10 protein-coding genes and 2 pseudogenes are annotated in these 12,910 nt (G+C 60.8%); 2 read left to right on the plus strand and 10 right to left on the minus strand.

The features are described from left to right. Nucleotides 1-161: 161 nt before the first annotated feature. Nucleotides 162-1,319 (minus strand): M24 family metallopeptidase, encoded by a 1,158-nt coding sequence (locus ACVMIH_RS37110; protein WP_456865293.1) that lies wholly within the window; start codon nt 1,317-1,319, stop codon nt 162-164. 150 nt (nt 1,320-1,469) lie between these two features. Continuing rightward, nucleotides 1,470-2,225 carry a hypothetical protein gene (locus ACVMIH_RS37115; protein WP_456865296.1) on the minus strand — a complete coding sequence of 252 codons (756 nt, stop codon included), beginning with the start codon at nt 2,223-2,225 and terminating at the stop codon, nt 1,470-1,472. Nucleotides 2,226-2,685: 460 nt separating this feature from the next. Between ACVMIH_RS37115 and ACVMIH_RS37120 the strand changes: the two genes are divergently transcribed. Beyond that, entirely contained in the window at nt 2,686-2,919 is a 234-nt protein-coding gene (locus ACVMIH_RS37120; RefSeq protein ID WP_456866716.1) for a hypothetical protein, read from the plus strand. Here the strand turns inward: ACVMIH_RS37120 and ACVMIH_RS37125 are convergent. From ACVMIH_RS37125 to tnpB, 8 genes and pseudogenes are all read right to left on the minus strand, one after another. After that, nucleotides 2,910-3,778 (minus strand): annotated as a pseudogene (locus ACVMIH_RS37125) (IS256 family transposase); the annotation flags it as partial. The gene ACVMIH_RS37120 and the pseudogene ACVMIH_RS37125 sit on opposite strands and share 10 nt — an antisense overlap. 725 nt (nt 3,779-4,503) lie before the next feature. Further along, nucleotides 4,504-5,334, minus strand: a complete 831-nt coding sequence (locus ACVMIH_RS37130) for an ABC transporter permease (RefSeq protein ID WP_456865298.1) — start codon at nt 5,332-5,334, stop codon at nt 4,504-4,506. Between the two features lie 5 nt (nt 5,335-5,339). After that, a complete protein-coding gene (locus ACVMIH_RS37135) occupies nt 5,340-6,590 on the minus strand; it encodes an ABC transporter permease (protein ID WP_456865300.1) in 1,251 nt (416 codons plus the stop codon). A 77-nt stretch (nt 6,591-6,667) separates the two neighbouring features. After that, nucleotides 6,668-7,732 (minus strand): ABC transporter substrate-binding protein, encoded by a 1,065-nt coding sequence (locus tag ACVMIH_RS37140; protein WP_456865303.1) that lies wholly within the window; start codon nt 7,730-7,732, stop codon nt 6,668-6,670. A 150-nt stretch (nt 7,733-7,882) separates the two neighbouring features. Continuing rightward, nucleotides 7,883-8,935, minus strand: coding sequence for an ABC transporter substrate-binding protein (locus tag ACVMIH_RS37145; protein ID WP_456865306.1), 1,053 nt, complete (start codon nt 8,933-8,935; stop codon nt 7,883-7,885). 88 nt (nt 8,936-9,023) lie between these two features. After that, nucleotides 9,024-10,115, minus strand: coding sequence for an ABC transporter ATP-binding protein (locus tag ACVMIH_RS37150; protein ID WP_456865308.1), 1,092 nt, complete (start codon nt 10,113-10,115; stop codon nt 9,024-9,026). Nucleotides 10,116-11,177: 1,062 nt separating this feature from the next. Then, nucleotides 11,178-11,500, minus strand: a pseudogene (locus tag ACVMIH_RS37155) (IS66 family transposase); the annotation flags it as partial. 209 nt (nt 11,501-11,709) lie between these two features. Then, nucleotides 11,710-11,868, minus strand: coding sequence for an IS66 family insertion sequence element accessory protein TnpB (gene tnpB, locus ACVMIH_RS37160; RefSeq protein ID WP_456865310.1), 159 nt, complete (start codon nt 11,866-11,868; stop codon nt 11,710-11,712). 44 nt (nt 11,869-11,912) lie between these two features. Between tnpB and ACVMIH_RS37165 the strand changes: the two genes are divergently transcribed. Next, complete coding sequence (locus ACVMIH_RS37165; protein ID WP_456865312.1) at nt 11,913-12,866, plus strand: tyrosine-type recombinase/integrase; 954 nt, start codon at nt 11,913-11,915, stop codon at nt 12,864-12,866. Nucleotides 12,867-12,910 lie beyond the last annotated feature (44 nt).

Genomic DNA, 12,910 nt, shown 5'->3' on the forward strand with positions numbered 1-12,910 from the left:
TAGAGTAATCAGTGGTGCATGTCCCTTGGACGTCACTACGATCATCAAGTCACAGTGACTTCCCACTCACTCGAGCATAATGTGCCTTTGAATCCTTGAGCTGCCGGCGACGCTGCACCCCACGCTGGGCACTGCGCCGCCGTCCATCCGGATTTGGAATCTCAGCGATTCACCAGCATGTCGTGCGACATACTGCTCAGCGACTTTGCGCCGTTTTCAGTTACTCGCACGGTCTCGCTGAACACATAACCGTCGTCCCTCTCCCAGATGCCGATGATCAAGTGGAAGGTCATGTTGGGTTGGAGTACGGTCTCGTCGTCTTCTTGCAGGCTCGCGCCGCCATCGGGCCAATCGATTCCGAGGGAGTAGCCGATTCGGGATTCTTTGCGCACGCCGCGAGGATCGAAGGTGCGCCGGAACGTTCGATCGACGTCACCGCACGTCGCTCCGGCCCGCATTGCTTCAAACGCCGCCAGGAAGCCGTCAACAACCGCCTGGTGCACGTACCGTGACCGGGCGGACGGTTCACCCAAGAACACTGTCCGGGACAACGCGCAGCAATAGCGGTATCGGAACGCGCCGATCTCGAAGTTGGTCTGGCAATCCATCTCATAGCGCGCGTCCGTCCACTTGGTATGCGGGGCAGTCGCGGGGCGACCAGTCGGCATCGTCGGGAAAATGCGGGAGCCATGACCCGGGAAATCCGGTGTGCCGGCGCATAAGGCGTGCAATACGGCCGCGGCTACGTCACCTTCTCGCGCCCCGGGAACGACACCGAGTTGCGCGACCCGCATCGCTCGATCGACGATCTTTCCGGCCTGCTCCATGTAGGCGATCTCAGCCGGGGACTTCAGCAGCTTCAGCTTGGAGATGATGCCATCGGCGTCGACGCTCTTCGAAAGGTCAAGGCATTTGGAAAGGGCGGCTTGGGCCTTGATCCCATAATTCTTGGCCGTCAGTTCGACCCCGATGCGGCTTGACTTGGTGCGCTCGCGGATCAGATCTCCAATCGGCTGCCATGGCGTCCGCTCGCTCGAACCGATGAATTTCTCGGGATAGCCGAGAAGGCGCGAGTGCGGCAGGTAGGAGGTTGGCGTTGCACATGCGACATCCATCTCGCGCAGGATCAGCCACGGATCTTCCTCGTCTTGACACACGAGCGCAAGCTGCGGAACGTAATCCGAGTATCCGTCATAGCCCGTGAGGTAGTTCATGTTCGACTCGTTAAAGACAAGCAGGGCGTCCATACCCCTCTCCGCCATTTGCTGGCGCAGCCGAGCCATACGCGCGCGGTATTCTTGTTGACCAAATGCGGGCATGAGCGTTTCTCCTGATGCTGGTTAGATGATTTCCCTACACGGCACGATGCGTGACATTGTAGCTGGGCGGCCGCAAAGGTTTCATTGGCGAACTGCGCTGTTGCAGAATATCTGTCTCAGCCTCTGGCCGCGTCCGCGTTTAGTCTACATCTAACAATGACCTGCGATGGACGCGAGCACCAGCCGGCAGAGGTCCGTGATGTCGTAGACAGGTAACTTCGCAATACGGCGGACCACCTGCGCAACCAACGGGAAGGCCGCGCACTCAAACAGCACAGCCACGATCTCTGGATCCGCGGCCCGCAGTCGCGTGACACAGGCAGCGACATCGGTCTCGATCGCGGCGACGTCGACCGGCGGCGGTGGGCGCTTCAACTCGTCGTGCCAGAACTTTCCGCCCTCGATGCCACCGATCACGATCCTTGCCCGATCGGCCGGATCATCCACCCCGAGCAGATCTTCGCTCAGGTACGTCGAGTCGTAGGTCAGGACGGCAATCTTGGCGGAGGAGGGCACCTGGCGGAGCAGCGCTGGCAACAGGAGCAGACTCGACATCACTACCGGTACAGTCACCGAAGCGGCCACGGCTGGCTGATGTCGGACAGAAAAGCCGCAGGTCGAGCTTATCGCGACGGCGCCTCGTTCAACCAGCCGCCGAGCGGCAGCGATGTAGGCCGGCTCGAGCGATGGATCCCCGCGGACAACGTTCTCCACCCAAGCTCCCGCGACGGTTTCCGAGATGACCGGGAAGTTGAAGGTCGCCGGATTGAGCAACGCGCCGGGCAGCGGCGCCGGGCGCGGGGCGTCGGGCGGCAGCCCGCGTTCGAGGTGCAGGACTCCAAGAGAGCGTGTGGGCTGCAGTGTCATGTGCGAAGCATAGCTTTCCTTCGGGACGAATTCAGCCAAGATTGACGCCGATATGGCCGAAATTCTGCGTCAACTCGGGTGAAAGCGAAGTTCCCTGTGTCCATTTTCGCAATGGCCGATGCAAGCGCTTTCGCCGGTGCCCGGGAAATGCAGAGCGTCGGAAGCCATATCACTGGCAGCCGCTGTGCACCGTATGCGGTTCTCCATGCAAAGTGATCATCGGGAATCCGCGCCACATCGCTGGACATTTGCCCGAGGTGACGGTTGCCGCGCAGAGAAGCGGCAAGTCGAGCTTATTGCGGCAATGCCTCGCCTTGCCAAAGGGGCGCCGACTGTGATGCGGGGGGCGGCGACGACGCCTATTTCGAGAATGTCGATGGTAAGGTGTTCGAGGCATTGCTGCCGCGTTCAACCAGGCGGCGCGGATGACCATCTGCGGCTTTATCGCTCACTGTGGTGATATGGACGGCGGCGTCAACAGGCGCGTAGCGCTGATGAAATGGGTGAGTCGATCTTCAAAGCGCGGAGCGTGGCGGTGAAGAACCTCTTGGTGAGCGATTTCGTCGTGGACTACCATAACGAGATGCTGGCCCACGTCGCGCCTCTGCTGGCCGCGGGGAAGATCAAGTACCGCGGGGATATTCGCCGCGGCTTTGAGACCATCCCAACCGCTTTCGTCGAAATGTTGCGCGGGAGCCAATCTCGGCAAGATGCGGTGCTCTCGGCCCGATAGATCGCCTTGATTGAGGGCAGTATCGCCTTGCGGTCCTTCCAGGAGACGAAGGCAAGTCTGTTGCGGATCAGGTGCACGATGCAGGTCTGCACCAGCGTCTGCGGGTAGACCGGTATGATCGCGTCGGGGAAGCCCTTCAGTCCGTCGACGACGGCAATCAGGATGGCATTGACGCCGCGCGCCTTCAGCTCATTGACAACCCGCAGCCAAAACTTGGCGCCCTCCGGTCTGCTCGATCCAGAGCCCGAGCACATCTTTCTCGCCGTCGCCGTTGTAGGCGAGCGCAACGTAGACTGCCTTCTTCTTGACCAGCCCTTCGTCGCGCATCTTGACCCGCAGCGCGTCGAAAAAAACGATCGGGTACACGGCGTCGAGCGGCTGGCTCTGCCATTTTCGGACCTCTTCGAGGACGGCGTCGGTCACCCGGCTGATGAGATCGGGCGAGACCTCGGCGCCGTAGAGCTTGGCCAGGTGGCCCTGGATCTCCAGCACCGTCATGCCGCGGGCATAGAGGCTCAGGACCTTGTCGTCGAAGCCATCGAACCGGATCTGCCCTTGGCGATCAACTGCGGCTCGAAGCTGCCGGCCCGATCGCGAGGCAGGGTAATCTCGATCTCGCATCCTTCGTCAGGATCGTCTTCGAGCTCGTCCCGTTGCGGCTTTGCCCGAGCCCCGGCCGGCGGGATCGTCCTTCTCGTAGCCTAAATGCTCGGTCAGCTCGGCCCCAAGCGCGCGCTCGATCAAGGCCTTCTTTGAGCTGCTTGAACAGCCCGTTCTCGCCGGTCAGGTCTTCTGGCTTGCTGTAGTTTGCAAGAAGCCGGTCCAGCAGTTCAGGAGTGATCGTCGAATCGGTCGTCATTGAGTCTCCTCTTAGAGGTAAGCTCACAGAAACCTCCTTACACATCGTTCCGAACACCCTCCAAGATGCTGGTACTGGTGAGTCACGATTCGACGCTCGGGCCGGATGGAAAAAATACTGCCTCCGCGCCCAGGCGCTTATGCAGATCGCCGCGCGACAAGGCCTCCACCTAAACTCGGCGCAGCTGCGGGCAACCGGGTTACCGTGACACTCATCCTTCGACTATCGGCGGCCGTCGCTCGTGCCAGCGAAGTTGCTGCTCCAAAGCGGTCGCAACCTGAAGCAGCGTAACCTTATCCCGATACAGCCTCACCAGTTGCATGCCCAACGGCAGCCCGTCATGGAATACTCCCCACTGGAAGTGAAATCGCGGGCACTCCGCACTCGTTGATCGTTGAGAGATATTCACTGAATGCAACCTTTTGCTCGTCGGAGAAGGGGTCGTAGGCACCTTCGCCTCGTCGGAAGATGTGGGCGATGTAGACCGGGCACAGCAATAACGTCATAGCGCGCGCGTCGTCTGGCTAGGTCGCGTGTACTGTTACGAACCGTCTCGACGTCGCTAGCGAGCGTGATCGCGTTGACTGATTTGCCTTCTTCGAGGAGCGACCTCGTATTGCTCAATGTCATCATCGAGCATCGGCGCACCCCGTGCCATTCCCGACGCAATGAGCCGCTGCCGCAGCTTGACCGCGAAGAGCCGCATTTGCGTTGCGATTCCCCGGTCAGGTATTTCGGATGCCGCGCAGCCGCACCGAGCGGCGCCGCAGGAGCTCGACTGTGGTCAGCATGATGATAGAGAACAGGATCAGCACGGTGGCAGCCGCGGTAATGGTCGGATTGACGTCCTCGCGGATGCCGGAAAACATGGCCCGGGGCAGGGTGCGCTGCTCCGCGCTGGCGACGAAAAGGGCGACCACCACCTCGTCGAAGGAGGTGACGAAGGCGAAGAGCGCACCGGAGGTCATGCCGGGCAGAATGAGCGGCAAGATGACCTTGAAGAACACGGTGATTGGCGGCGCGCCGAGTCCGGCGGCTGCGCGGGTGAGCGAGTGGTCGAAACCTGTCAGGGTCGCGGTCACGGTGATGACGACAAAGGGCGTGGCCAGCGTGGTGTGCGCCAGGATCAGCCCGGTATAGCTGTTGAGCAGCCCGATATCGGCATAGAAGAAATATACGGCTACTGCGGTTATGACGACCGGGACGATCATGGGCGTGACCAACAGGCTCATGATCGCCGTACGCCACGGGAAGTTCGGGCGACTGAGCCCGAGCGCGGCTAGCGTGCCTAGTGTGGTCGACAGTAGCGTGACCGACATCGCCACGAAGATAGAGTTGTCCAGCGCGCCCTGCCAACGCTCTGTCAGGAAGAATTCCTCATACCAGCGCAGCGACAGCCCTGGCATTGGATAGGAGAAAAAGGGCACAGAATTGAAGGACAGCGGGATGATGGCAAGGATCGGTGCAATCAGAAACAGCAGCACCGCCCCGCAGATCAGCCGGTGCAGATAGTGCCAGCCCTTCTCCAGCGGTGAAGCATAAGCGGAAGCGGCCATCGTTCTCACCCCATCTTGATGCGGTCGACGCCGACCAGCTTGTTGAAGACATAGTAGAGCAGCAGGGTCGCGGTGAGCAGGATGGCGCCAAGGGCCGAGGCCATGCCCCAGTTGAGCTCCTCGTTTGTGTAGTGAGCGACGAAGTAGCCGACCATCTGGTCGTTCGCCCCTCCGACGAGCGCGGGGGTGATGTAGTAGCCCAGGCACAGGATGAAGGTCAGCAGGCACCCGGCGGCGATCCCCGGAAGGGTCTGGGGAAAGTAGACTGTCCAGAAGGCGTAGAATGGGCCAGCTCCGAGCGAACGGGCCGCGCGGACATGGCTGGGCGAGATCGTCTTCATCACGCTGTAGATTGGCAGCAGCGTAAAGGGCAGCTGGATATGGGTCATCGCCACCACCGCGCCGACCCGATTGAAGATGAGCTGGACCGGCTGCGATATGATATGCAGCCCCATCAGTATCTCGTTGACAACGCCGTGCTGCTGCAGGAGCACGACCCAGGCCGTGGTGCGCACCAGCACCGAGGTCCAGAACGGCAGCACCACCATGATCATCAGCAGATTGCTGGATCTCGGCGGCAATGTCGCCAGGAGATAAGCCGTCGGGAAGCTTAGCAGCAGGGTCGCGGCGGTCACGGCGATGCTGATGCCAAGCGTCCGCAGGAACATGTCACGGAAGATGGCGTTCTCCGGCGGCGAGGCGACGATCTGGCTATCGGGGCCATATTGGTAATCGACCGAACGCAGCAGGTAATGGGCCGTATAGGCCGACCGTCCGCGCTTGAGTAGGCTCCAGACGTCGTGCTGCCCCCAGAACGGGTTGATCTCGATCACCGCCGCCTTGTAGGGGCCAGCGGAAAGCGTGTTCGCCTTGCGCGCGCTCGACATCACCGCGCTGAGGGCACCGGGCAACTCATAGTTCATCCGCTTGCCGATCACCCCCGTGGTCTTCTGCACCCAGGCCTGCTTGAGGTCTGATACGAGAGCGGCATAGACGCTCTCATCGGGCAGGTCCTTGCCGTCCCAGGCGCTTAGCGCTGTCGTGGTTCGCGGCATCAGCGCCGGCAGTGTATTGTCATGGATCGCCTTGAATAGCATCTGGCCGATCGGCAGGACAAAGGCGATGAGGATGAACAGCAGCAGCGGCAGGACGAGCGAGAAGGCCTTCAGTTTGCGCCGTCGCTCGACCTGCTGCAGCTTGATCCGCAGCGGCACTCCGTCGGAGCCGCCGGCGGCATGGGCGGTCATCGCTGCCATCGATTCATCCCTCGCACTTCATCCGTTCGTGGCGACGAGGAGAACCGAAGTTCTCCCCGCCTCTCTCCTTCCTGATCTTACTTCGCGAGCCAGGCAGTGAAGCGCTGGCGTAGCTCGTCGCCCTTTTCAGCCCAGAAGGTATTGTCGATAAGAAGGGCATTCCGCATGTGGTCGGGCGCAGTGGGCAGATATGGTAGGGCGGTCGTATCGACAAGCGAGATACCATCGTTGTTGGTGGGCCCGTAGGGAATGTAGCGTGTCAGGTCGGCCTGCGCCTGAGGCGAACCGGCGAAGGCGAGGAACTTGTAAGCATCGGCCCGCCGCGGGGTGCCTTTCGGAATTACCCAGACTGCCGAGCCCAGGCCCTGGCCATCCCACACGATCTCGAAATGCTTGCCGGCGTTTTTGTTCGCATCATAGATCCGGCCGGTCGGGGCTTTGCTTATGACGACTTGGCCGTCGGCAAGGAACTGAGGCGCCTGGGCACCGGCCTGCCACCAGACGACGTCCTTCTTGATCGTGTCCAGCTTCTTGAAGGCGCGGTCGACGCCCTCGGGTGTGCTGAGGACCTTGTAGACGTCCTTGACGGGCACGCCGTCGGCGATCAGGGCCCATTCGACATTGCCGAAGGCGCTCTTATTCAGTCCGCGCTTGCCCGGGAATCTGTTCAAGTCAAAGAAGTCAGCCATAGTCTTCGGACCGCTCGGCAGCTTGTCTTTGTCATAGGCGATAGCGTAGGTATAAAAGTACTCCGGCACGCCGCACTCATGCTCGTCCGCGCCCATGAACTTGGAGCGGTCGAAGCCCAGCAGCTTCCAATCGATCGTCTCAAGGGTACCTTCAACGCACATTTGCAGGGCTGTCGTCGCATCTGTAGAAACCACGTCCCAGGTCACGCTCTTTGAATCGACCATGGCTCGAACCTTCGCGGCCTCGCCGTTGTATTCTTCTTCAATGATCTTGATGCCAGTCTGCTTGGCGAAAGGCTTGAAATAGGCCTTGCGTTCGGCCGCTTGGATGACACCGCCAAAGGCGGTGATCGTCAGTTGATCGCCCGCAAAGGCGGGCTTCGCCGGCGCGAGCACCCCGGCTGTCAGGCCGGTCACGGTCAGGACGGCAGCGAACCTCAATGACTTCCGCATCGTCTACTTTCTCCTATTACGCCGTCCGGATTAGGAGCAGCATTGATCAAAGCCGGCGCGCAAATTTAGAACGCTCGCGCGCCGCCCGGCTTGCATCCGTTCGTGGCGGCGAGAAGGACCGAAGTCCTCCCCGCCTGTCCTTCCGTGGTCTTACTTCGCGAGCCAGGCAGTGAAGCGCTGGCGCAAGTCATCGCCCTTCTCAGCCCAGAAGGCGGAGTCTCTCAGCAGAGGATTGCCCATATTGTCGGGCGCAGTCGGAAGGTCCGGCAGGATCGCCGGATCAACAAGCGCCATCGCGTCCTTGTTGGTGGCTCCGTAAGGCAGATATTGCGTCAGGTTAGCCTGCGGCTGAGGCGAAGCGGCGAAGGCGAGGAACTTGTAGGCGGCATCCACATGAGCACTGCCCTTGGGAATAACCCAGATACCCAAGTCCTGCTGCTGGGCATCCCACATGATCTCGAAATGCTTGCCGGCCTTCTTGTTCGCATCATAGATCCGGCCGTTGAAGGTAGAGGTCATAACGACCTGGCCATCGGCGAGAATCGGCACCGACTGGCTGATAGCTGCCCACCAGACAACGTCCTTCTTGATCGTGTCGAGCTTCTTGAAGGCGCGGTCGACGCCCTCGGGCGTACCAAGGACTTTGTAGACGTCCTTGACGGGCACGCCGTCTGCGATCAGCGCCCATTCGAGGTTGCCCAAGGGATCTTTTCTCAGTCCACGCTTGCCCGGAAATTTGTTCAAGTCAAAGAAGTCAGCCATGGTCTTCGGGCCGTTCGGCAGCTTGTCCTTGTCATACGCGATGACCCCGCTATAGAGGACGTACGGCACGCCACAGTCATAGTTGTCGCCGCCCAGCAACTTGGCCCGGTCCAGACTCAGCTTCTTCCAGTCGATCGTCTCAACGATGCCCTCGGCGCACATTTGCGTGGCGTTGCCCCCGGCGGTGTCCACCAAGTCCCAGCTCACGCTCTTGGACTCGACCATGGCGCGGATTTTGGCAATGTCATCACTGAACTCGTCTTCGGTGATCTTGATCCCGGTTGTCTTTGTGAAAGGCTCGAGAATGGCCTTGCGCAGGGCCGTCTGGTAGGCCCCGCCAGCGGAGACGACCGTCACCTGATCGGCCGCGAAGGCGAGTTTCGCCGGCGCCAGCGCCCCCAGCGACAGGCCGATTACGGCCGTGCATAATGTCCTCCTCATCGTCTGCTCCTCCTCTGTTAACCCCAGGATGAAAACGGCATTGCCGAAAACGCGACGACTCCTTTGTGGAGCCTCGGGCTATCCGTCATCACGCGTCGAGCGCGCGACAATCCTCTGCTTTCCAGCCGATGGTGATGGCTGTGCCCGGCTCGAGCTGCACCGCGCCTTCCGAATTCGGCAGCTTGATCACAAAATCATCGTAGCCGAAGACCGAGACCCGGGTACGTACGTGGTCACCCAGATAGATCACCTCCGCGACTTGCGCGCTGAAGACATTGGGCAGCGAGCCGGGCGTCGGGTTCAGCTTTACCCGCTCCGGCCGCAATGACAGCACGGTCGGCCGGCCGACCGCCTCGATACTGACCGCCAGCGCCTGCACGTTGCCGGCATCCGCAATCTCGACCGTGCACGTCCTTCCGTTCATCTCGACGACCCTGCCGTGCAGCCGGTTGTTCTCGCCGATGAACTGCGCGACGAACGCGTTCTGCGGCTGTTCGTACAACTCGGCGGGCGCGGCGAGCTGCTGGATGACGCCGTCGTTGAACACCGCTATGCGGTCCGACATGGTCAGCGCCTCGCCCTGGTCATGCGTCACATAGACGACGGTGACGCCGAGATCATCGTGGATATGCTTGATCTCAAGCTGCATGTGCTCGCGCAGCTGCTTGTCTAGCGCGCCGAGCGGCTCGTCCATCAGCACGAGCTTGGGATCAAAGACGAGGGCCCGGGCAAGTGCGACGCGTTGCTGCTGACCACCGGAAAGCTGACCGGGCCGGCGCTTGCCATAGGCGCCGAGCCGGACCATGTCGAGCGCCCGCCTAATCTTGGCTTCGATCTCAGCCTTGCTGAGCTTGCGAACCTTGAGTGGGAAGGCGAGGTTCTCCTCCACGGTCATGTGCGGAAAAAGCGCGTAGTTCTGAAACACCATGCCGATGTCGCGCTTATGCGGGGGCATGTTGTCGATGGAGCGCCCCTCCAGAAGAATCCGACCCCGGGTGGGCGCCTCGAAGCCGGCGAGCATCATGAGGGTCGTCGTCTTGCCGGAGCCGGAAGGTCCCAACATCGTCAGGAACTCACCCCGGGCGATGTCCAGGTTGAGATTCTTAACGACCAACGTTTCGCCGTCATAGGTCTTCTGAACGTCGGAAAACTTCACAAAGGCATTGTTCATGCCAGGCATCGACCCTCTTCCCTCCACCGTGTCCCCTCGCGCTCCCGCCATTGCGACGAAGTTGCGCGCGCGGTCGAGATCGCAGGGATACGCGTGTACACGTCTACGGTTGACCAAATGGCTCATGCTTCCTGCCCTGTATTTTGACTCGGCGACCTTGCGGTCGACGAAAATTTTTATCTTTCACGGAAATATTATCGAGCCATCAGAGCTGAATTTCATCAATTTGGTTGGGTCACGTCGCTGAAATTCTGCGCCGATTTGGGCAACTTCGAAGGTTTTGGTCCGTACGGTTTAAGCCCGGGGGAACGTCATCTGAATGATAGCTAGTCTCAGGCGGGACGAAGTAGCGAGCACCGAGATTGACGATATTCTAGCTATACTGGACATATTGCGCTCGAAGCTGCACAGCGAAAACTAGGTACATCTTGCTCGCTGATTGGAGAGCGCAGGGCAAGTGGAACTGACCTTGTTGCGGCTCGTGTAGAAGTGCCAATGTAAATCGAAACCGGAGTTCACGCACTGAACTGGTAGAGCCAGCGTTCCAACCTCGGAATCAAAGATGAGAATTGGATGTCCCTGCGAGGCCTGGCACTTTCGTGACGACCGGCTCAACGAAAGGTGGCGCTCGACTTTAATCTGAAGGAACGTCTCCGGCTCTCTTCTATCATCGTACTCCAATTGGACCGCGCTCCCTCAAGGGTATCGGAGAAATCGGTGACCTGCGAGCGCGTGAAATCTTTGTTGACAGCTCGGACGCTTCGCCTGCCAGCGCACCGGAGCGATAGCCGAAGATATCTACCTGCCGGGCTTAGACCGAGGGAGGTTACTCGGCCGCACCCGCGGCTCGGTTGATTTATGACGTTAGAGGCCGCAAGGACCAAGCATGGCGATATGGTCGGCGATCGCCTTGCCCACCTTACACCACTTGCCGATTCTAAGTACGACGCGCGGACCTACTCGATTGTGGGCGCGGATCGCAAGATGATCATCGTTCTGTATCGCTCCGCCAAAGCCCGCCTTGCTAGACGAACGCAATCGCAAAGGTCCGTAAGCGGCAAGCTGAGGCCGTCAAGCTGCGCGGTTCCATGGCATAAGCGCGTCGATTTCGCTGCTCGACCAGCCGTTGGCGATACGCTGAAGTGTTAAGGCGAGCCAGGCGAACGGATCATCCCGCACATAAGTCCAGATCCGCCCGGTCCTGCACTTGCCCTTCGCCAGAATACGGATGGTGGTGTCATCGCCATGAAGGCGCTCGGCCGCGAGCACATGGCGTTCGATCAAGTGGAAGAGCGGCATGACGGCGAAGGTCCCGTGGCCGACTTGGTCGGCCAGCGTCGACAACGGCAGGTCGATCCCTCGGCCTTGAAGCGCGCACTCTGGCGGTTGAGCGGTAAGCGGCAAGCTAAGGCCGTCAAGCGCCGTGGTTCCATGGCATAAGCGCGTCGATTTCGCTGCTCGGCCATGGCAAGCACCATGGCCTTCAGCGTCTCTACGTCATTCGGGAGGCTGAGATCGGGCGGCGTCATTGACCCGACCAGAGCACATTTTGCCCCGGTTCTCTTGCCCTTTCAGGCCGCGGATTCACTTCGCCGCAGTGCTTTTACCCAACAATCTCCGGCGGCTTGACCGCCACGGTCCGGACCCGCTTCCAGTCCATCCCATCGACCAGGGCCATCAACTGCGCAGCATTCAGCTGCACCCGATGATGCCCGATCCGCGGCCAGCAGAACCTCGTCTTCTCAAGCCGTTTGTACCTCAACTGAGAATGCAGACTCTTCGGATGCAGCGCGGCAGTTTGTGCGGGTGACCAAGCAGCGCAACGCGACCTCCACGACCTTAGCCAGCTATCGCGATGCCTTGCGCATGCTGATCCTCTTTGCCGCCGCCCATTTGGGGAAGACGCCGGCGGCGCTGGCCCTTGAGGATCTCGATCGGGACCTTGTTCTCGCCTTTCTTGACGAGCTTGAGGAGAAGCGGAACAACTCCGTCGCAACGCGCAACGCCCGACTAGCCGCGATCCGATCCTTCTTCCATCACGTCGCTGCCGCCGATCCCGCCTCGTTCGGCGTCGCCCAACGGGTTCTGACGATCCCCACCAAACGGGCCCACATCGAGGTGACGCATCATCTCACCAACGCCGAGGTGGAGGCCATCATCGCAGCCCCTGAACAGACGACGCCCCGCGGCCGGCGCGACCGGGCCTTTCTGCTCTTCTTGGCGAGAATCGGCGCTCGCGTGTCCGAAGCGACCGGCGTCAACGCGAACGACCTCCAGTTGGAGCGAGGACGCCCGCAGGTGCTGCTTCACGGCAAGGGACGCCGAGATCGCGTCGTTCCCATTCCTAAGGATCTGGTGCGATCGCTGACGGACCTATTGAGCGAACGCGGCCTCGCCAATCATGAACCGCGGCCGATCTTCGTCGGGGTCCACAACGAGCGCCTGACGCGCTTCGGCGCGACACACATCGTGCGGCGTGCCGCCTCCCAGGCCGGGTCCACGAGGCCAAGCTTGGAGGGCAAGCCGATATCGCCGCACATCTTCCGGCATTCCCTCGCCATGAAGCTTCTCCGGTCAGGCGTGGACCTCCTGACGATCCAGGCTTGGCTTGGCCATGCTCAGGTCGCCACAACCCACCGATACGCCGCTGCGGATGTCGAGATGATGCGCCGGGGACTCGAGAAGGCGGGCGTCTCAGGCGACCGCAGCGCGCGCTTCCGGCCGAACGACACCATCCTGCAGCTGCTGGCCAACATCTGATTATTATGTGGCGGAGAAACCCTGGGTCGCCGGCCCTGGCTGGC

The sequence above is a fragment of the Bradyrhizobium sp. USDA 4503 genome, assembly GCF_054055815.1.